Annotated in this window: 17 protein-coding genes and 1 pseudogene; 14 read left to right on the forward strand and 4 right to left on the reverse strand. The window is 49.6% G+C overall.

Going from position 1 to position 21,556, the window contains the following annotated elements:
• Positions 1-32: 32 nt before the first annotated feature.
• Complete coding sequence (ysdE, locus tag BEB42_RS26765; RefSeq protein WP_211180519.1) at positions 33-107, forward strand: protein YsdE; 75 nt, start codon at positions 33-35, stop codon at positions 105-107.
• 123 nt (positions 108-230) lie between these two features.
• Here ysdE and tisB read toward each other — a convergent pair whose 3' ends face one another.
• Complete coding sequence (gene tisB / locus BEB42_RS16930; protein ID WP_000060506.1) at positions 231-320, reverse strand: type I toxin-antitoxin system toxin TisB; 90 nt, start codon at positions 318-320, stop codon at positions 231-233.
• Positions 321-883: 563 nt separating this feature from the next.
• On the opposite strand from tisB, the gene ivbL reads away from it, so the two are divergent.
• The 9 genes from ivbL (at position 884) to uhpT (ending at position 11,451) form a co-directional block, all read left to right on the forward strand.
• Complete coding sequence (gene ivbL / locus BEB42_RS16950; protein WP_001300753.1) at positions 884-982, forward strand: ilvB operon leader peptide IvbL; 99 nt, start codon at positions 884-886, stop codon at positions 980-982.
• 105 nt (positions 983-1,087) lie between these two features.
• Entirely contained in the window at positions 1,088-2,776 is a 1,689-nt protein-coding gene (ilvB, locus tag BEB42_RS16955; RefSeq protein WP_000168427.1) for an acetolactate synthase large subunit, read from the forward strand.
• Between the two features lie 3 nt (positions 2,777-2,779).
• The gene (gene ilvN / locus BEB42_RS16960) at positions 2,780-3,070 is read left to right on the forward strand and encodes an acetolactate synthase small subunit (protein WP_001181706.1); all 291 of its coding nucleotides are present in this window, start codon (positions 2,780-2,782) and stop codon (positions 3,068-3,070) included.
• Between the two features lie 261 nt (positions 3,071-3,331).
• Complete coding sequence (locus BEB42_RS16965; protein WP_000168031.1) at positions 3,332-4,597, forward strand: hypothetical protein; 1,266 nt, start codon at positions 3,332-3,334, stop codon at positions 4,595-4,597.
• 213 nt (positions 4,598-4,810) lie between these two features.
• A complete protein-coding gene (locus BEB42_RS16970) occupies positions 4,811-6,340 on the forward strand; it encodes a hypothetical protein (RefSeq protein WP_029340383.1) in 1,530 nt (509 codons plus the stop codon).
• Positions 6,341-6,500: 160 nt separating this feature from the next.
• Entirely contained in the window at positions 6,501-7,091 is a 591-nt protein-coding gene (gene uhpA / locus BEB42_RS16975) for a transcriptional regulator UhpA (RefSeq protein WP_000633668.1), read from the forward strand.
• Positions 7,091-8,593 (forward strand): signal transduction histidine-protein kinase/phosphatase UhpB, encoded by a 1,503-nt coding sequence (gene uhpB, locus BEB42_RS16980; protein ID WP_010365904.1) that lies wholly within the window; start codon positions 7,091-7,093, stop codon positions 8,591-8,593. The genes uhpA and uhpB overlap by 1 nt, the downstream gene beginning before the upstream one ends.
• A 9-nt stretch (positions 8,594-8,602) precedes the next feature.
• The gene (uhpC, locus tag BEB42_RS16985) at positions 8,603-9,922 is read left to right on the forward strand and encodes an MFS transporter family glucose-6-phosphate receptor UhpC (protein WP_001353560.1); all 1,320 of its coding nucleotides are present in this window, start codon (positions 8,603-8,605) and stop codon (positions 9,920-9,922) included.
• Positions 9,923-10,059: 137 nt separating this feature from the next.
• Positions 10,060-11,451: a hexose-6-phosphate:phosphate antiporter gene (gene uhpT, locus BEB42_RS16990; RefSeq protein ID WP_000879199.1), complete on the forward strand. Its 1,392-nt coding sequence runs from the start codon at positions 10,060-10,062 to the stop codon at positions 11,449-11,451.
• Positions 11,452-11,497: 46 nt separating this feature from the next.
• Here uhpT and adeD read toward each other — a convergent pair whose 3' ends face one another.
• Positions 11,498-13,264 (reverse strand): adenine deaminase, encoded by a 1,767-nt coding sequence (gene adeD / locus BEB42_RS16995; RefSeq protein WP_001065735.1) that lies wholly within the window; start codon positions 13,262-13,264, stop codon positions 11,498-11,500.
• A 174-nt stretch (positions 13,265-13,438) separates the two neighbouring features.
• Between adeD and adeQ the strand changes: the two genes are divergently transcribed.
• Both adeQ and BEB42_RS17005 read left to right on the forward strand, forming a co-directional pair.
• Complete coding sequence (gene adeQ, locus BEB42_RS17000; RefSeq protein ID WP_105267477.1) at positions 13,439-14,773, forward strand: adenine permease AdeQ; 1,335 nt, start codon at positions 13,439-13,441, stop codon at positions 14,771-14,773.
• Positions 14,774-14,825: 52 nt separating this feature from the next.
• Positions 14,826-15,278, forward strand: coding sequence for a DUF1198 domain-containing protein (locus BEB42_RS17005; RefSeq protein ID WP_001353562.1), 453 nt, complete (start codon positions 14,826-14,828; stop codon positions 15,276-15,278).
• 115 nt (positions 15,279-15,393) lie between these two features.
• Here BEB42_RS17005 and BEB42_RS17010 read toward each other — a convergent pair whose 3' ends face one another.
• Complete coding sequence (locus tag BEB42_RS17010; RefSeq protein ID WP_000125643.1) at positions 15,394-15,717, reverse strand: helix-turn-helix domain-containing protein; 324 nt, start codon at positions 15,715-15,717, stop codon at positions 15,394-15,396.
• Positions 15,701-16,054 carry a type II toxin-antitoxin system RelE/ParE family toxin gene (locus BEB42_RS17015; RefSeq protein ID WP_001521686.1) on the reverse strand — a complete coding sequence of 118 codons (354 nt, stop codon included), beginning with the start codon at positions 16,052-16,054 and terminating at the stop codon, positions 15,701-15,703. Before BEB42_RS17015 ends, BEB42_RS17010 begins: the two co-directional genes overlap by 17 nt.
• 233 nt (positions 16,055-16,287) lie before the next feature.
• On the opposite strand from BEB42_RS17015, the gene nepI reads away from it, so the two are divergent.
• Together nepI and air are read left to right on the forward strand one after the other, a co-directional pair.
• The gene (gene nepI / locus BEB42_RS17025; protein WP_001288544.1) at positions 16,288-17,472 is read left to right on the forward strand and encodes a purine ribonucleoside efflux pump NepI; all 1,185 of its coding nucleotides are present in this window, start codon (positions 16,288-16,290) and stop codon (positions 17,470-17,472) included.
• 202 nt (positions 17,473-17,674) lie between these two features.
• A pseudogene (gene air, locus BEB42_RS17030) lies at positions 17,675-21,556 on the forward strand (inverse autotransporter adhesin EaeX/Air); the annotation flags it as partial.

Genomic DNA, 21,556 nt, shown 5'->3' on the forward strand with positions numbered 1-21,556 from the left:
CCATAAATGCGGGAGAGGAATCTATCACATTGATGAATGTTAGCCAGATATACGCCAGGAATGGGGAATTGTTTAGCGGCAGAATATGTAAACAAAAGCGGCAATAAATGTTGCCGGGAGGGATGGTAGGTCGGATAAGATGCGTCAGCATCGCATCCGACACCAACCCACACGCTAAATATAAAAGGGGAGCGGTTACCCGCTCCCCTTTGGTGCGACTTGAATCTGAATTACTTCAGGTATTTCAGAACAGCATCAAGCAGTTGCAGTGCTGCAACAATGAGTTTGAGGATAAGAATGGCGATATCCACCAGGCTCATACGCGTCTCCTGTGGTTCAGGAGCACTGCCAGCTGACGTACCTTTCCGCTGCCTGTTGCCAGCTGTTATGCACGCGGCATCTCAAGGAGAAACGTTGTGCTGTTGACATAACACAGTGTGCTCACGCGGGGTTAAGGCGCTGACGGCACCACCCGTTTCAGCCAGGACTTAGTGCGCCGGGTAACGATGCGGCCCCCGCATAACACATTGCGTACAGTGATATTATAGAAGAGCACTGTATAAATGAACAGTAATTTTTAGACAAAACGCAAACTGTGATCGATACTCAACTATGCACTAAATACGTCAAAATTCGTGCCGAAATTGCGCGTTCTGCGCGGAACACGTATACTTTCAGTGTTGACATAATACAGTGTGCTTTGCGGTTACCAGCCGCGGGCGGCTGACGAAACCTCGCTCCGGCGGGGTTTTTTATTGCCTGCTTTTCAGTACAAAACGTGATCAATCCCTCAATTTTCCCTTGATGAAAAATTTTCCATTGTCTCCCCTGTAAACCTGTGCTTGTATAAATATTGTTAAACACAAAACCAACAAGGTCCCCAATGACTACTTCCATGCTCAACGCAAAACTACTACCAACTGCGCCATCCGCCGCAGTGGTCGTCGTGCGTGTGGTGGTGGTCGTCGGCAATGCGCCGTAGGGACTGGAACAACACACGATTCCAAAACCCCGCCGGCGCAAACCGGGCGGGGTTTTTCGTTTAAGCACCTCCCGGAAAGTCGGCCCAGAAGAAAAGGACTGGAGCATGGCAAGTTCGGGCACATCATCGACACGTAAGCGCTTTACCGGCGCAGAATTTATCGTTCATTTCCTGGAACAGCAGGGCATTAAGATTGTGACGGGCATTCCGGGCGGTTCTATCCTGCCTGTTTACGATGCCTTGAGCCAAAGCACGCAAATCCGCCATATTCTGGCTCGCCATGAACAGGGCGCGGGGTTTATCGCTCAGGGAATGGCGCGTACCGACGGCAAACCGGCAGTCTGTATGGCCTGTAGCGGACCGGGTGCGACTAACCTGGTGACCGCCATTGCCGATGCGCGACTGGACTCCATCCCGCTGATTTGCATCACCGGCCAGGTTCCTGCCTCAATGATCGGCACTGATGCCTTCCAGGAAGTGGACACCTACGGCATCTCTATCCCCATCACTAAACACAACTATCTGGTCAGACATATCGAAGAACTCCCGCAGGTCATGAGCGATGCCTTCCGTATTGCGCAATCAGGCCGCCCTGGCCCGGTGTGGATAGACATTCCTAAGGATGTGCAAACGGCAGTTTTTGAGATTGAAGAACAGCCCGGTATGACAGAAAAAGCTGCCGCGCCTGCGTTTAGTGAAGAGAGTATTCGTGACGCAGCTGCAATGATTAACGCCGCCAAACGCCCGGTGCTCTATCTGGGCGGTGGTGTGATTAACGCCCCCACGCGGGTGCGTGAACTGGCGGAGAAAGCGCAACTGCCTACCACCATGACCTTAATGGCGCTGGGCATGTTGCCAAAAGCGCATCCGTTGTCGCTGGGTATGTTGGGGATGCACGGTGTGCGCAGCACCAACTACATTTTGCAGGAGGCGGATTTGTTGATTGTGCTCGGTGCGCGTTTTGATGACCGGGCGATTGGCAAAACCGAGCAGTTCTGCCCGAATGCCAAAATTATTCATGTCGATATCGACCGCGCAGAGCTGGGCAAAATCAAGCAGCCGCACGTAGCGATTCAGGCGGATGTTGATGACGTGCTGGCGCAGTTGATCCCGCTGGTGGAAGCGCAACCGCGTGCAGAGTGGCACCAATTGGTAGCGGATTTGCAGCGCGAATTCCCGTGTCCAATCCCGAAAGCGTGCGATCCGTTAAGCCATTACGGCCTGATCAACGCCGTTGCCGCCTGTGTCGATGACAACGCGATTATCACCACCGACGTGGGTCAGCATCAGATGTGGACCGCGCAGGCTTATCCGCTCAATCGCCCACGCCAGTGGCTGACCTCCGGCGGGCTGGGCACGATGGGCTTTGGCCTGCCTGCGGCCATTGGCGCGGCGCTGGCGAACCCGGATCGCAAAGTGTTGTGTTTCTCCGGCGACGGCAGCCTGATGATGAATATTCAGGAGATGGCGACCGCCAGTGAAAACCAGCTGGATGTGAAAATCATTCTGATGAACAACGAAGCGCTGGGGCTGGTACATCAGCAACAGAGTCTGTTCTACAAGCAGGGCGTTTTTGCCGCCACCTATCCGGGCAAAATCAACTTTATGCAGATTGCCGCCGGATTTGGCCTCGAAACCTGTGATTTAAATAACGAAGCCGACCCGCAGGCCGCGTTGCAGGAAATTATTAATCGTCCTGGGCCAGCGCTGATCCATGTGCGCATTGATGCCGAAGAAAAAGTGTACCCGATGGTGCCGCCAGGTGCGGCGAATACTGAAATGGTGGGGGAATAAGCCATGCAAAACACAACTCATGACAACGTGATTCTGGAACTCACCGTTCGTAACCATCCGGGCGTAATGACCCACGTTTGTGGTCTTTTTGCCCGTCGCGCTTTTAACGTTGAAGGCATTCTCTGCCTGCCAATTCAGGACAGCGACAAAAGCCACATCTGGCTACTGGTCAATGACGACCAGCGTCTGGAGCAGATGATCAGTCAAATCGATAAGCTGGAAGACGTAGTGAAAGTGCAGCGTAACCAGTCCGATCCGACGATGTTCAACAAGATTGCGGTGTTTTTTCAGTAAGGCGCGACATTAAATCGCTCAGGGTGATTACTGATGAGCGATTTTTGATAGTTCCCTTCAGACATATCGGGTGAAATTGTGCCAGAAACCATCTCAGGCACAATTTATTGGCCCTGACGTTAATTAGAGTCCAGCACTGGTCATTCGCGGGTTGACGGTTAGGGCTAAAATTTCCAGCGATGGCGCTAAATTCTGATTGCTGTCTATACCAGTGATCATGACTAGCATTCTATAAATTAATTGCTCATCGTGAGGTATATTATGGCAAGCCCTATAAACAATGGAACAACGATATCAAATTCCTGCTCTCACTCTATTTTAGATAAGGAAATAAATATAGCAGATGAGCTTCATATTAAGAATTATGCAAAAAAATATTCACCAGGCAGTAATTTTGCAAAATGGATGTTACAGGAAATAAAACGCTTAATAGTAAATATCATGTCCGGTTCTCGGAACGTTAGCACTGATATTCTTGACTATTTTCATCCTATGCCAGGAACAGAAAATAATGGTAATCGTACCTGGATGGCGGCAACTGGAGAGAGTGAATATACCGTAATCGAACAAACAGGTGACAAATCTTTTAAGATTATACAGAAGGATGAAAATTCAAATGAACGAACCGAAATATCATATTCTGGAGTGGCTGTGGCGTCTATCATCAAGTCGCTTTCTGAAAAGACTGCCGCGCTAGAGACTCACTCCGCTGATACACTTTTGAGGAAAAGTATTGTCAATTGTATTGTTATGAAAAACAAGGATGCTAAAAAAGTAATTAATGCAGACATTGAGAATAATATATATAATTTATTAAAGCTGCAAATTCAAAAAGATGAAGGGTATTTACCTGTTCATGAAAGTTTTAACAGCGCTGATGTTTTTTTGGAATCCATAATTATGGATGCGCATAGAACTATAAAAGAACAAAGTCAGCAAAATGGTGCTGCTAAAATAACTTGCTGCGGTGTTGAGTTAAGTAAAGACATTCTTGAAATTTTTGCAAACAAAATTAAAATAATTGAAAACGAAACAAAGAATAGTCAAAGCACACTTCAACAAATAGTTCCGCTGGTTTGCTTTAAAGACGATGAACCTTCTCAGTTAAGTAAATTATTAAAACAATCAAAGAGTAACATTACTGATGATAAGATTGATGAAATAATCGATTGCTTATCTAGTCCTCAGGGGATTTCATGTTTTTATCATGCTTGCATACAATCCTATCAAAGTTATTTAAAAGGCATAACTCCAGATGTTTTACAGGGGGTGAATAAGAGTATGGAAAAATTAAGTTCGGGTAAATCAGGTTATACTTTGGTAGGAGGGGGTAAGTATGTTAATGAAATATATTTTACCAAAAAGGATTTTAGACAAAAGCTGTATGTAGCGGGTGTTAGTAATGATGGGGATGAAGTTAAGCTTGAGTGCTCTCGTTATTTTACTAAAGGTGTGATTAAAGAAGAGTCCACCGATAATTCATTTTCTTTTACATTTTCCGGTGCCGCAACAATCGCTGATTTATAATTTACCCCTGATAAAGCGCGCTTATCATAAAGGTGAGTACGTGTTCTTAACAATTTGTTTTTTGCCTGTGTTTTTGAAAATGAGCGATTTTTGATAGTTAATAAGTTGTGTTGATGATGCAATTGCACTGGAAAATAGTTAAGGAAAATAACAACACCATATAATTACTATTGAAATAAATGAAGAGTAGTGGTTGGCATAGAAATATTCATGATGCTAACTATTCATGTTTTTAACAATGTTAGAATATGCAAAATGTCATATTGTGAGGTTACTATGGTTAGTGCGACGGGTTCTATGAATTCAAGGAAAACAGAGGTTGATGATAGCCAGTTTCTTAATCAGAGTCTAAGGGATAGTATCGAAAGAAGTCTTGACGGAAATATTTCTAAATTTGATGTGATGGAACAAAGTGGTCTGCTCGGTAATTGTAGAACAAGGTCTAATAAAGCCACGTTTGGCGAAATTTTTCGTAGTTTGCTATTATATATTTTAGATTCTTTTAATATCTATCGACATGATGTTAGTGATAAATTAGTCCGTTATTTTCATGTTACCCCTGAATCAGTGAATGCTGATAAAAAAACATGGGTTGCCACCACGGGTATAAATAGTCAAATAACAATTGAGCAGACCGGCAGTAATAAATTTACAGTCACAGAGAGGTGTCGTGAGAACAATGGTAATAGCAACCAGTTGAAAAATAACACCAGGGTAAGGATTTTTAGTGGTCGAAATGTGGAAGAGTTTATACAGTTACTTTCACAACACGATAAATTGGAAAGAGAACAATTCTCAGAATTAACAATTGCTGCAAATGCTCTTAAGAAAGAACTGGTTAGTAATTATATAACAGGTAATAATGTATATAAAACTCAAGCTGAATCCCCATTAACAAATGCTTTGCAAAAACAAACTCAATTAATTCCAGATGATTTTCTTTATCAATCGGCCATAACAAAACTGTCTGTTGATAAAGGTGAGTTTGGCTCACTTCTTGGTGATGCAAAAAGGCAAGTGGGAGAGGGGAGTTCACATATTTCATGTTGTGGGGTGAAAATTAACCGTACTATACATAAGTTACTGAAGGAGAAAACCTCGGCTTTGGCTGAGCGTCAAGATGCCCATAAAATTAATCTCGATGAGCTTTTCAATGACATTATATTTACGCCAGCGCAATGTGATTTGGTAAGAAAATCTCTAGAGGATGAACATGTGGATAAAGCAAAAATAGCGAGTATTGTTTCTTGTCTCTCTAGTGTTTCAGGGATTAGTAATCTGTATTATGCTTGTTCACAGGCATTTCATGTGGCCCATGACGGAAAGGATATTAATGTATCTCAGGCAGGAAGTTCTCTTTATAGCATAATATCTGATAATCCTATTTTTTGTGCGTTGGGGGGGAGGATGAATTTGCTTTTTGCTGACTTTTCAGAGTATGCATTCAAACAAACTTATCATGTTGTAAAAGCAGTCGTAAATGAAGCTAAAAGCGATTTTGATATTGCAAATTTCATCTATACCACATCCGGTGAGTTACCAGAAAAAGACACGTATAAAAAATACACTTATAAAAAATACAATTATAAAGAAGACACGTATAAAAAAGACACTAATTATGAGTATTCCGCTGAATCTTATAGCTCTGCAGATTTTGAAGATAATTACTGGATGCCAGAAAAGTATAACGATATTATAACGAAAAATTTCTCAGGTAATATTACAATTGCAATCATCAAATAATTAGCTTTTTCTAAATCATACACGCTAAACGCTTACCTTTCAGGTAAGCGTTTTTGCGATAAGCGCAACATCAATCAGTCAATACATACCCATATCCAACTTGAACAACATCGCGCTTATCGTTAAGGTATGCGCGTTTTTTATCCGCCAGGACCCAATCATGATCACCGTTGCCCTTATAGACGATCACCTTATCGTCCGCTCCGGCTTTGCGCAGCTGCTGGGGCTGGAACCTGATTTGCAGGTAGTTGCCGAGTTTGGTTCGGGGCGCGAGGCACTGGCGGGGCTGCCGGGGCGCGGTGTGCAGGTGTGTATTTGCGATATCTCCATGCCCGATATCTCCGGTCTGGAGCTGCTAAGCCAGCTGCCGAAAGGTATGGCGACAATTATGCTCTCCGTTCATGACAGTCCGGCACTGGTTGAGCAGGCGCTTAACGCGGGGGCGCGCGGCTTTCTCTCCAAACGCTGTAGCCCGGATGAACTGATTGCTGCGGTGCATACGGTTGCTACGGGGGGATGTTATTTGACACCGGATATTGCCATTAAACTGGCATCCGGTCGCCAGGACCCGCTGACCAAACGTGAACGCCAGGTGGCGGAAAAACTGGCGCAAGGAATGGCGGTGAAAGAGATTGCCGCCGAACTGGGCTTGTCGCCGAAAACGGTACACGTCCATCGCGCCAACCTGATGGAAAAACTGGGCGTCAGTAACGACGTGGAACTGGCGCGCCGCATGTTTGATGGCTGGTGATGAAGACGTTGTTCTCCCGCTTAATTACTGTTATTGCCTGCTTTTTTATCTTCTCTGCCGCGTGGTTTTGCCTGTGGAGTATCAGCCTGCATCTGGTTGAGCGCCCTGATATGGCGGTGCTGTTATTTCCGTTTGGTCTTCGACTTGGGCTAATGTTGCAATGCCCACGCGGATACTGGCCAGTGCTGCTGGGCGCGGAATGGCTGCTGATTTATTGGTTAATGCAGGCGGTTGGTTTAAGCCATTTCTCCTTATTGATGATCGGTAGTTTGCTGACGTTACTGCCCGTGGCGCTGATCTCACGCTATCGCCATCAACGCGACTGGCGCACCCTGCTGTTACAGGGGGCAGCGCTGACGGCGGCGGCGTTGTTGCAGTCGTTGCCCTGGCTTTGGTACGGCAAAGAGTCGTGGAATGCGCTGCTGTTAACTTTAACTGGCGGCCTGACGCTGGCCCCGATATGTCTGGTGTTCTGGCACTATCTCGCCAATAACACCTGGCTGCCGCTCGGTCCGTCATTGGTTTCTCAACCGATCAATTGGCGCGGGCGGCATCTGGTCTGGTACTTGCTGCTGTTTGTTATCAGTCTCTGGCTCCAGTTGGGATTGCCGGATGAACTGTCGCGCTTCACTCCCTTCTGCCTGGCGCTGCCGATTATCGCGCTGGCATGGCACTATGGCTGGCAAGGGGCGCTGATTGCGACGTTGATGAACGCCATCGCGCTGATCGCCAGTCAAACCTGGCGTGACCATCCGGTCGATTTATTGCTCTCACTGCTGGTGCAAAGTCTGACTGGGTTGTTGCTTGGTGCTGGCATCCAGCGGTTGCGTGAACTTAACCAGTCGCTGCAAAAGGAACTGGCGCGCAATCAGCATCTGGCTGAACGTTTGTTAGAAACCGAAGAGAGTGTGCGTCGTGATGTGGCGCGTGAATTACACGATGATATCGGTCAGACCATCACCGCCATTCGTACGCAAGCGGGCATTGTCCAGCGGCTCGCGGCGGATAACGCCCGCGTGAAACAGAGCGGGCAGCTCATCGAACTGTTATCCCTGGGCGTTTACGACGCGGTGCGCCGCTTGTTAGGGCGGTTACGTCCGCGCCAGCTGGATGATCTCACTCTGGAGCAGGCTATCCGCTCACTGATGCGGGAAATGGAGCTGGAAGGTCGCGGCATTGTCAGTCATCTCGAATGGCGAATCGATGAATCAGCGTTAAGCGAAAACCAGCGCGTGACGCTGTTTCGCGTCTGCCAGGAAGGGTTGAACAACATTGTGAAACATGCCGATGCCAGTGCGGTCACGTTGCAAGGCTGGCAGCAGGACGAACGGTTGATGCTGGTGATTGAAGACGATGGTAGCGGTTTACCGCCGGGTTCCGGGCAACACGGTTTTGGCCTCACCGGAATGCGCGAGCGAGTAACGGCGCTGGGTGGCACCTTGACCATCTCCTGTTTGCACGGCACGCGTGTCAGTGTTTCTCTACCTCAACGTTATGTCTAAGGCTTGATGATGTTGCCGTTTCTGAAAGCGCCAGCTGACGCGCCGTTGATTAGCGATAAACAAGAAATTGATGCCCGTTACCGTTACTGGCGTCGCCATATTCTGCTGACCATCTGGCTGGGTTACGCACTGTTTTACTTTACGCGTAAAAGTTTTAACGCCGCCGTACCAGAAATTCTTGCCAACGGTGTGCTCAGCCGTAGCGATATCGGCCTGTTAGCGACTCTGTTTTACATTACCTACGGCGTGTCGAAGTTTGTCTCCGGCATTGTCAGCGACCGCTCAAATGCCCGGTATTTTATGGGGATTGGGCTTATCGCTACGGGCATTATCAACATTCTGTTTGGTTTCTCGACGTCGCTGTGGGCGTTTGCCATGCTATGGGGGCTGAACGCCTTTTTCCAGGGCTGGGGTTCACCGGTGTGTGCGCGTCTGTTAACCACCTGGTATTCACGTACTGAGCGCGGGGGTTGGTGGGCATTATGGAACACGGCGCATAACGTCGGCGGCGCACTCATTCCCATTGTGATGGCAGCGAGCGCGCTGCATTACGGCTGGCGTGCCGGGATGATGATTGCCGGTTGTATGGCGATAGTCGTGGGGATTATTCTCTGCTGGCGGCTGCGCGATCGCCCGCAGGCGTTAGGTTTACCAGCGGTCGGCGAATGGCGACACGACGCGCTGGAAATCGCTCAACAACAAGAAGGGGCAGGGCTGACACGTAAAGAGATCCTCACCAAATATGTGTTGCTGAATCCGTATATCTGGCTGCTTTCGTTTTGCTATGTGCTGGTCTATGTGGTCCGGGCGGCGATCAACGACTGGGGCAATTTGTATATGTCCGAGACGCTGGGCGTCGATCTGGTCACGGCGAATACGGCAGTGACAATGTTTGAACTGGGCGGATTTATCGGTGCGCTGGTAGCGGGTTGGGGCTCGGACAAACTCTTTAACGGCAACCGTGGGCCGATGAATTTAATTTTCGCCGCCGGGATTTTGCTATCTGTCGGCTCGCTGTGGCTGATGCCATTTGCCAGCTACGTGATGCAGGCAACCTGCTTCTTCACCATTGGTTTTTTTGTCTTTGGCCCGCAGATGTTAATCGGCATGGCGGCGGCAGAGTGTTCCCACAAAGAGGCGGCAGGGGCGGCGACGGGGTTTGTCGGCTTGTTTGCTTATCTGGGGGCGTCGCTTGCTGGTTGGCCGCTGGCGAAAGTGCTCGATACCTGGCACTGGAGCGGATTTTTTGTGGTTATCTCTATCGCCGCCGGGATTTCTGCACTGCTATTACTGCCCTTTTTGAACGCCCAGGCACCGCGCGAAGCGTGATGCATCTCACCTTTTCACTTCATATCCGGCAAAACTAAGAAATTTTCCAGGTTTTGCCTGGACGCTATCTCAGGCCTGATTTGCTGCTGATTTTTACAATGCATACCTCACGCAGGTATTCATTTCAGGAGTAACCCATGCTGGCTTTCTTAAACCAGGTTCGCAAGCCGACCCTGGATCTTCCGCTCGAAGTGCGGCGCAAAATGTGGTTCAAACCGTTCATGCAATCCTACCTGGTGGTCTTTATCGGCTACCTGACGATGTACCTGATTCGCAAGAACTTTAACATCGCGCAGAACGACATGATCTCGACCTACGGCTTGAGCATGACGCAGCTGGGGATGATCGGCCTGGGCTTCTCCATCACTTATGGCGTGGGTAAAACACTGGTTTCCTATTACGCTGACGGCAAAAACACCAAACAATTCCTGCCGTTCATGCTGATCTTGTCTGCCATTTGTATGTTGGGCTTCAGTGCCAGTATGGGCAGCGGCTCGGTTAGTCTGTTCCTGATGATTGCCTTCTACGCCTTAAGCGGCTTTTTCCAGAGTACCGGGGGATCGTGCAGTTACTCCACCATCACCAAATGGACGCCGCGTCGTAAGCGCGGGACGTTCCTCGGTTTCTGGAATATTTCTCACAATCTTGGCGGTGCGGGCGCGGCAGGTGTGGCGCTGTTCGGCGCAAATTACCTGTTTGACGGCCATGTGATCGGCATGTTTATCTTCCCGTCCATCATCGCGTTGATTGTCGGTTTTATCGGCCTGCGTTACGGCAGCGACTCCCCGGAATCTTATGGCCTCGGCAAAGCTGAAGAACTGTTCGGCGAAGAGATCAGCGAAGAGGACAAAGAGACAGAATCTACCGATATGACCAAGTGGCAGATCTTTGTTGAGTATGTGCTGAAAAACAAAGTGATCTGGCTGCTGTGCTTCGCCAACATTTTCCTCTATGTGGTACGTATTGGTATCGACCAGTGGTCAACCGTATACGCGTTCCAGGAACTGAAACTCTCTAAAGCGGTGGCGATTCAGGGCTTTACGCTGTTTGAAGCTGGTGCGCTGGTCGGTACGCTGCTGTGGGGCTGGCTCTCTGACCTGGCGAACGGTCGCCGTGGCCTGGTGGCCTGCATCGCGCTGGCGCTGATTATCGCCACGCTCGGTGTGTATCAACACGCCAGCAATCAATATATCTACCTGGCTTCTCTCTTTGCGTTGGGTTTCCTGGTCTTTGGCCCGCAATTGTTGATTGGTGTGGCTGCTGTTGGCTTTGTACCTAAAAAAGCGATTGGCGCTGCCGATGGTATTAAAGGCACCTTCGCTTACCTGATTGGTGACAGCTTTGCCAAGTTAGGGCTGGGGATGATTGCCGATGGGACGCCGGTATTCGGCCTTACCGGCTGGGCAGGCACCTTCGCCGCGCTGGATATCGCCGCGATTGGTTGTATCTGCCTGATGGCGATAGTGGCGGTGATGGAAGAACGCAAAATCCGCCGCGAGAAAAAGATTCAGCAGTTGACAGTGGCATAAACGTAACTGGTGACTTTTGCCCGGCATGACGCCGGGCTTTTTTTTATTATTCCGTGACTTCCAGCGTGGTGAAGGCAAACTTCTCGCCATCAAACAGCCCCTGACTGGTTAGTTTCAGCGCGGGGATCACTGGCAGGGAAAGAAACGCCATCTGAATAAACGGCTCATCCGGTAACGGACCACATTCACGGGCGGCAGCTTTCAATGCGTCAATTTGCTCCGCCAGCGATTGTGCCGTGTCGGTGCTCATCAGCCCGGCAATGGGCAATGGCAGATGGCTCTGTACCTGACCGTTACGTACTACGCATAGTCCGCCGCCATCCTGAATCACCTGATTGACCGCCAGCGCCATCTCTTCGGCACTACGACCGATCACCACAATATTATGGCTGTCATGGCTGACCGTCGCAGCCAGCGCGCCTTCATTCAGGCCAAAACCGCCGAGCAAACCACAGGCTGGAGCCAGTCTTTTCCCGTAACGCTCAAGTACGGCAATAAAGCACACATCATCGCGATCAAAACCATTTTCGCTGTAGACGCTGGAGCGGGAGTGCGTAATCAATTCGTTATGGATAACGTCAATGACCCGATAGCGTTTTCCGGGTGTAAATTGCTGGGCAAAGTCGCTGGCGGAAACTGGCTGGCGGGCAATGGTATTGCCATACGGCGGAGCGGATTGTGCCAGTCTTGCCGACTCTTCCGCCTGTAAGGTTTGCGCGTCAATCGGTTCGCCTTTCACCAGTACCTGCTGCACCGTGACCTTACGTGCATCGCTCAACAGGACGATATCGGCCTGCTTGCCGGGTGCCAGTAAGCCGAGGTGATTCAGACCAAAATGGCGTGCCGTTGACCAGCTGGCGACGCGATAAGCCACATGCAGCGGTACATTGTGTTGTTCGATCAGGCGGCGAATTAAGGCATCGATATGCCCTTCATGGGCGATCTCCCACGGGTTACGGTCATCGGTGCAGAGCATACATTGCGGGCTGTTAAATTCGTTGATCAACGGTGCCAGTGCGTTGAGATTGCGGGCAGCGGACCCTTCGCGGATCATCAACGACATGCCGAGTTGTAACTTCCGGCGACCTTCTTCCAGCAGATAACTTTCGTGGCAGTTTTCAATACCCGCAGCAATATAGGCATTAAGTTCTTTACCGCCCAAACCCGGGCAGTGACCGTCCAGCGTCAGGTGGCGAAATGCATCCAGTTTATCGAGCAGCGCATTCTGCCCGCTAATTACGCCAGGGTAATCCATCATTTCAGCAAGGCCGGTAACCTGCGGATGGTCACGCCAGGCGAGCATCTGTTCAAGGGTAAAACTGGCACCGTTAACATCGCAGCCTTCCAGGGCAGGTACGCAAGAACTGACCTGCAAATACTGGTTTTGCCTTGCCTGTTCGGCACAGCGGGCAAACCAGGCGAATCCGGCTTCGCCCATCACGTTGACGATTTCATGGGGGTCGCAAATAACGGTCGTCAGGCCGCGCGGCAGGGTGGCGGTTTCAAAAGTAACCGGCGTCATCATGCTGGATTCAATATGCAGGTGAGCATCAATAAACCCTGGCACCGCCGTTGCGCCGCGCGCATCAATCCGCTGCAAAGCCGGAGCGTCAGCATATTCTGCGCCAACACCGGCAATGTAACGTCCTTTAATCACAATTGGCCCGGAAATTTCTCCGCCATTGATCAGATCGAGAATAGAGACATTATCAATAATATAATCGGCAACAGCGTCGCCACGGGAAACGGCTAACAATTCCTGGTATTCAACCCGGCTAATGTGATGAAATTTATGGTTAATGGAATTATTCATATTTTTCTCATTTTGATTTTATCAATTTGATTATTATTTATCATAAAGAAACGTCGCGAGATTATTAAAGAATATCCATTAATGCGCAATTGAAATGTGATAATTATCACTGAACCGTTGTTGTCATTTGTTTTACAAAAGCAAGGGATTAAATCTCCTCCAATGGACAAAAAAATGAATAAGGACAATACCGATTACGTGAGTAATGAATCAGGGACGCTTTCGCGATTATTTAAACTACCTCAGCATGGGACCACCGTCCGCACAGAATTGATTGCGGGGATGACCACTTTTTTAACCATGGTGTACATCGTTTTTGTGAACCCGCAAATCCTCGGCGCGGCACAAATGGACCCGAAAGTGGTGTTTGTTACCACCTGTTTGATTGCCGGTATCGGCAGTATTGCGATGGGGATATTTGCTAACTTACCCGTGGCGCTGGCTCCGGCAATGGGGCTGAACGCCTTCTTTGCGTTTGTGGTCGTGGGGGCGATGGGTATCTCCTGGCAGACCGGGATGGGCGCAATATTCTGGGGCGCAATTGGGCTATTTTTGCTCACGCTGTTTCGCATCCGGTACTGGATGATCTCCAACATTCCATTAAGTTTACGTATTGGTATCACTAGCGGAATCGGATTATTTATCGCCTTAATGGGGTTAAAAAATACTGGTGTTATTGTCGCCAATAAAGACACCCTGGTGATGATTGGTGATTTAAGTTCTCACGGTGTGTTGTTAGGTATATTAGGGTTTTTTATTATAACCGTGTTGTCATCTCGTCATTTTCATGCCGCGGTGCTGGTCTCTATTGTGGTGACGTCTTGCTGTGGATTATTTTTCGGTGATGTTCATTTTAGCGGCGTCTATTCCATTCCGCCTGATATTAGCGGCGTCATTGGTGAAGTGGATTTGAGTGGCGCATTATCACTTGAACTCGCTGGTATCATTTTCTCCTTTATGCTGATCAACCTATTTGATTCATCAGGAACATTAATCGGTGTAACTGATAAAGCTGGCTTAATAGATAGTAACGGTAAATTCCCCAATATGAATAAGGCGCTGTATGTTGATAGCGTCAGTTCGGTGGCAGGCGCATTTATCGGTACCTCGTCTGTTACTGCCTATATTGAAAGTACTTCTGGTGTGGCAGTCGGTGGTCGCACGGGGCTAACGGCTGTCGTGGTCGGCGTTATGTTCCTGTTAGTTATGTTTTTCTCGCCGCTGGTGGCAATGGTCCCTCCTTACGCCACTGCCGGAGCGTTAATCTTTGTTGGCGTGCTGATGACCTCAAGCCTGGCGCGCGTTAACTGGGATGATTTTACCGAATCAGTACCTGCATTTATTACTACGGTGATGATGCCCTTTACTTTCTCGATCACCGAAGGGATTGCGCTTGGCTTTATGTCGTACTGCATCATGAAGGTGTGCACCGGGCGCTGGCGCGATCTGAACCTGTGTGTGGTGGTGGTTGCAGCTCTGTTTGCTCTGAAGATTATTTTGGTGGATTAGTAACTGGCGAGGGTTTCCAGATATCATGAGTTCTGATTACGCAGGAGAACTCATGATCTGGATAATGCTCGCTACGCTGGCGGTGGTGTTTGTAATTGGTTTTCGGGTGCTGACATCCGGGGCCAGAAAGGCGATTCGCCGTCTCAGCGATCGGCTGAATATTGATGTCGTACCCGTGGAGTCGATGGTCGATCAAATGGGAAAGTCAGCCGGTGAGGAATTTTTACGTTATTTGCATCGCCCGGATGAGTCGCACCTGCAAAACGCCGCGCAGGTGTTGCTCATCTGGCAAATTGTCATTGTCGATGGAAGCGAACAGAACCTGCTGCAATGGCATCGGATTTTACAAAAAGCCCGTCTTGCCGCGCCGATTACCGATGCTCAGGTCAGGCTGGCGCTGGGTTTTCTGCGCGAAACCGAACCTGAAATGCAGGATATTAATGCTTTTCAGATGCGCTATAACGCATTCTTTCAGCCTGCTGAGGGCGTTCACTGGCTGCATTAAAACCGTTTCGTCTTATTAGCCTACAGACCGCGCCTGAGCTGGTGGGTGGATAAGGCGTGCACGCCGCATCCGGCATCGGAACTGACAGTAGGTGAACGCATTATCTACGTTCTATTTACAGCAGCACCTCCAGCCCGTGTTTTTGCACAATGCTGAGCAGTTTTAATGAAATGCCATTGGGGCGTTTAGCGCCACTTTCCCATTTTTGTACAGTTGAAACGCTGGTATTGAGATAGTGAGCGAAGACGGGCTGACTCACTTTTAATTTTTCCCGCAGTGCTTTTATCTCAACAGGTTGTAAGTCTTGCACGCTGGTCAGGCAGGCTTTGTCAAAAGTACGCATCGTTTCGGCAGAAATAGCATCGACGCTGGACAATCCAGCAGCTGCGCTGTGAATAGCCTCAAATGCAGGACTTTTAAATTTAGTTTTTGCAGTCATAGCAGATCTCTGTCAGTTCTTTAGTGTTAATCATTGCTGTTAGTTGGGCTTTCGTCAGGAAGGCATAATGCTTTGCAAGTTCACGAAACCCAGCCAGTTCCTGACTATTGATGTTCGACATATCCTGTTTTGCATATAAAAACGTGTAAAACCAATTGCTTCCCCCTTTTGCCAGAATAATTGCACGCTCACGATTTTGGTGAAGGCGCTTTTTAAAAACGCCACCACCAAGTGCATCAGCTTTACCTTGCTCCGTTTCTAAAATGGCCCGGCACAACTCTTCATCTGTTATTGCATGAGACCTGGCTTCCCTTGCAAACCATTTGGTTTTAAACACGCGCATATCGTTGAGGTCCTGTTATTAAAGTATATCACCAAGTGCAATACTTTATCCCTTATTCCCAACCCAATCGCGAAAATGCATATCAGCTTGCCCTATGATTTTTATTTCTTCGAGCAGCCTCGAACTTTTCCCACAACACCGTAAAAGTTGCAAAAACGTTAAATGCGTCACACATTTCAATGTTAAAGTGGTCGGCTTTTCCTCTGAAACATGCCACGGGTAACACCATGAGTGAATTTATTGCCGAAAACCGCGGCGCGGATGCCATCACCCGACCGAACTGGTCAGCCGTTTTCTCGGTGGCGTTTTGCGTCGCCTGTCTGATTATCGTTGAGTTTTTGCCCGTCAGTTTGTTGACGCCAATGGCCCAGGATTTAGGTATTTCGGAAGGGGTTGCCGGGCAATCGGTGACCGTGACCGCTTTTGTGGCAATGTTTGCCAGTTTGTTTATTACCCAGACAATTCAGGCCACTGACCGCCGCTACGTTGTTATTTTGTTTGCCGTTTTGCTGACGCTCTCCTGCTTGCTGGTTTCCTTTGCCAACTCATTCAGTTTGCTTTTAATCGGTCGTGCCTGTCTGGGGTTGGCACTCGGCGGGTTCTGGGCGATGTCGGCGTCGCTGACCATGCGTCTGGTACCAGCGCGTACGGTGCCGAAGGCGCTGTCGGTGATTTTCGGCGCGGTTTCTATTGCGCTGGTGATAGCCGCACCGTTGGGTAGCTTTTTAGGTGAGCTTATCGGTTGGCGCAATGTCTTTAATGCGGCGGCGGTGATGGGCGTGCTGTGTATTATCTGGATTATCAAATCATTGCCTTCGCTGCCTGGCGAACCCTCGCATCAGAAGCAAAATACTTTCCGCTTATTACAGCGTCCGGGCGTGATGGCCGGGATGATCGCCATCTTCATGTCTTTCGCCGGGCAGTTTGCTTTCTTCACGTATATTCGTCCAGTGTATATGAATCTCGCAGGATTCGGCGTGGATGGCTTAACGCTGGTGCTGTTGAGTTTTGGTATCGCCAGCTTTATCGGCACGTCGCTTTCGTCGTTCATTCTTAAACATTCGGTAAAACTGGCCTTAGCAGGTGCGCCGTTAATACTGGCTCTGAGTGCGTTGGTGCTGACGTTGTGGGGAAGCGATAAAATCGTGGCGACCGGCGTTGCGATTATCTGGGGGCTGACTTTTGCTTTAATTCCCGTTGGCTGGTCAACGTGGATCACTCGCTCACTGGCCGATCAGGCAGAAAAGGCTGGGTCTATTCAGGTGGCCGTTATTCAGCTTGCCAATACCTGCGGTGCGGCAATCGGCGGTTATGCGTTGGATAACATTGGTCTGACTTCGCCGCTGATGTTGTCCGGCACATTGATGTTGCTTACCGCGCTGTTAGTCACCGCAAAGGTGAAAATGAAGTAACGTATTTACAGGAGGGGTTACTGCTGTGGTGGGAACACTCTCCTGTTCTTCCCTCTGATAACAATTGATCGGGCATTGTTCTTATCTTGTTGTTATTTCCATTCTTCCGCCTGTATTCATCATTTGCTAATCATGAATCATCATTTTCCCTCATGTTAAAGAAAGGTCATTTAATCTGAACGCATAGCGACAGGGATGACAAATGGCAGGGAAAGCGCATGGGAATGGCGATCGTCGGGGTGATAAAACCATATGTGGATTGGGGGATCGTTTACGTCGTCTGACCGCCGGTATTTGCCTGATAACACAAACTATTTTCCCTGTTATGGCTGCTGCTCCTACACATATTAACCATGCGCGTGCGGATACCGCCGCGTCACAGATCCTGCCGAATGTTAAAACTATCCCATACACCCTCGGGGCATTGGAAACGGCACAATCGGTCGCGACACGCTTTGGTATCACCATCGATGAATTACGTCGCCTGAATCAGTTCCGTACCTTTGCGCGTGGCTTTGACAATGTGCGTCAGGGCGATGAGATAGATGTGCCCCTCATTAACAGTAACAGCCCTGAAGCGCGCAACCTGAAAGCAATGCAGATGGAGCGCGACGGCAAAGATCCACAAATGCAGGTCGCGGAAGTGGCGCAGCAAAGTGGGACACTTTTAGCGCGCGATATGGACAGCGAACAGGCTGCGAGTATGGCGCGTGGCTGGGTGGCTTCTTCTGTGTCTGCGCAGGCGACAGACTGGCTCAGCCGCTGGGGAACTGCCCGGGTATCTCTGGGTGTTGATGAAGATTTCAGCCTTAAAAGCTCTTCATTTGAATTTCTCCATCCCTGGTACGAAACGCCAGATAACCTGGTCTTCAGCCAGCATGCACTCCACCGTACGGATGATCGCACTCAAACCAACCACGGTATCGGCTGGCGTTATTTCACTCCGAGCTGGATGTCTGGCATAAACCTGTTTATCGATCATGACCTGACCCGCTATCACACCCGAACCGGGATGGGCGTTGAATACTGGCGCGATTACCTGAAACTGAGCAGCAACGGCTATCTGCGCCTGAGTAACTGGCGTAGCGCACCGGAACTGGACAATGATTATGAAGCACGCCCGGCGAACGGTTGGGATCTTCGCGCCGAAGGCTGGTTACCGGCCTGGCCGCAGTTGGGCGGTAAGTTAGTCTATGAACAATATTACGGCGATGAAGTGGCGCTATTTGGTAAAGATGAGCGACAAAATGATCCTCACGCGATTACCGCAGGATTGAGTTACACCCCCGTTCCCCTGATCTCCTTTAGTGCCGAGCAACGGCAGGGAAAACAGGGAGAGAACGACACCCGAATTGGTATGGAGCTGACGCTGCAACCCGGTCAATCACTGCAAAAACAGCTCGATCCGGCTGAAGTAGCAGCACGGCGTAGCCTTGTAGGCAGTCGCTATGACCTGGTCGATCGTAATAACAATATTGTCCTCGAATATCGCAAGAAAGAACTGGTGCGGCTGACGCTGACCGATCCGCTGAAAGGCAAGCCGGGCGAGGTTAAATCGCTGGTTTCTTCCTTACAAACCAAATACGCGCTGAAAGGTTATGACATCGAAGCCGCTTCCTTGCAATCTGCGGGCGGGAAAGTTGCTGTTTCCGGCAAGGATATTCAGGTCACTATTCCACCCTACCGATTTACGGTAATGCCTGAAACCGACAACACTTACCCAATAACAGTTATAGCGGAAGATTCGAAAGGGAATTTCTCCCGGCGTGAAGAAAGTATGGTGGTTGTAGAAAAACCCACACTAAGCCTCGCTGATTCAACGCTTTCTGTCGATCTACAAATTCTGCTTGCGGATGGAAAATCAATCTCAACGCTGACCTATACCGCGCGAGATTCCAGCGGCAAGCCTATCCCGGGTATGACATTAAAAACCCATGCGAAAGGTTTGCAAGATTTCGTCCTAAGCGAATGGAAAGACAACGGTAACGGAACCTATACCCAGTTAGTTACCTCCGGGAAGACGTCAGGCGCGTTGTCGCTGATGCCACAATTTAACGGCGACGATGTTGCTAAAACACCAGCGCTGATTGCCATTGTGGCTAATATGGCATCCCGAGCGGACTCCATGATTGAAACAGACCAGAATAATTACGTCGCGGGTAAGCCGATAGGCGTAAAAGTGACCCTGAAAGATGAGAATGGCAACGGGGTTACCGGAAGAAAAGAACTTCTTAAACAGGCTGTTAAAGTAGACAACACGAAGACTGATGCTGTTAGTGCCTGGACGGAAGAAAGTGAGGGAGTTTACAAAGCAAACTATACGGCCCATCTCATTGGCGACAAATTAACGGCCCAGCTGACGATGCCCGGCTGGCAAACCAAGCATTCGGATGCGTTCAGTATTGCGGGTGATAAAGATACCGCCAAAATCGCAGCGATGCAGATCACCGCGAATAACGCAGTTGCCAGACGCGATCACAATACCGTCGCTGTGACGGTCAGGGACGTACATCAAAATTTACTGCAGGGACAAAATGTTACCTTCACGGTCGTGAATGGTGCGGCGGTTTTTGCCGATCCAAATGGCGGTATTGTGACGACAGATAAAGACGGGATTGCCAGCGTTAACCTTGCCAGTGACCAGGCGGTAAACAGTCTTATCAAGGCCGAGATCAATGGCAGTAGTCAGTCTGTGGAAGTGAGCTTTATCACTGGCGATATCTCGCAGCTAACCTCCACCATCAAGACGGACGATGTGTCATACACCGCGGGTGGCAAGATAAAAGTGACAGTCACCCTTATGGATGAGCAGAAAAACCGGGTGACAGGGATGGCTGCGCTGCTGGCAGGTAGCGGCGTGGTCGAGGTGAGCGGTACAGATACAAATGAAACGGGTAACTGGAGCGAAGAGTCTGATGGCGTTTACACCACCACCCGAACCGCGAAGATTGCTGGCAATAGCCATTACGCCACGCTGAAACTATCGACATGGAGTAGCGCGCAGCAATCCGATGCGTATGTCATCCGCGAAAGCGGAGCTGTGCTGGCTTATTCCTCTATCGTTACCGACAAAACGACCTATACCGCAGGCGGTGCGATTAAAGTTACGGTAACGCTCAAGGATAGCTATGAAAACCTGGTCGGGGGGCAACGAGACGCTATCAGCCAGGCTATCCAGCTGCCAAATACAAAAGCGGAAAGCATTACCTGGAATGAAGATCAAAAAGGCATTTATACCGCAACGTATACCGCTTTACTTCCTGGCACCGGTTTAAAAGCACAGCTACAGATGTCCGGCTGGGCGAGCGCCCTGACTTCAAATGTTTACAGTATTAGTGGCGATGCCGCCAGCGCACAAATCGTCGCGATGCAAGTGACAACGGGTAGCCTGGATGTGCTGGCGAATGGCAGCGATCGACATACGGTGAATGTCCGGGTGGAAGATCAGTTTGGCAATGTGCTGCCAGAGCAGACCGTCACCTTTACGGTGACGAAAGGGGCGGCTGTATTTGCCAATGCAAGGCAGAGCGCAGATATCAGGACGGATGTGCATGGCATGGCGGAGGTTGTGCTGAGTAGTACCGTAGCGGATGCCAGCACTGTTGAGGCTAAGATCAATCAAAGCAGTGATAGTAAAACGGTGAACTTCGTTGCTGATGTCAGCACGGCGCGTATTGCTGATCTGGGGGTAACGCAGGATAACGCGGTGGCAGACGGCGCGACAGAGAACATGCTGTGGGTGAAAGTCACCGACGCGTTCGGTAATGCGCTGGGCGGGCAGACGGTCAGCGTGTTGGCGGACAACGGCGCAACGGTCGCTCCGACGGTGATTACAGAGCCGGACGGCACAGTGGAGATCAGTGTCACCAGCCAGACGGCGGGCACCAGTGCCTTCACTGCAACCATCAACAGCAGCAGCCAGAGCCGGGATGTGACGTTTATCGCCGATGTCAGGACGGCGCAGATCGCTGATCTGGTGGTCACCCGGGATAACTCAGTGGCTGACGGCGCAATGGCGAACACGCTGCGGGTGAGGGTGACGGATGCGTTCGGTAATGTGCTTGCCGGGCAGACGGTCAGCGTG

The organism is Escherichia sp. MOD1-EC5990 (genome assembly GCF_002965285.1).
Classification (GTDB): Bacteria; Pseudomonadota; Gammaproteobacteria; order Enterobacterales; family Enterobacteriaceae; genus Escherichia; species Escherichia coli_F.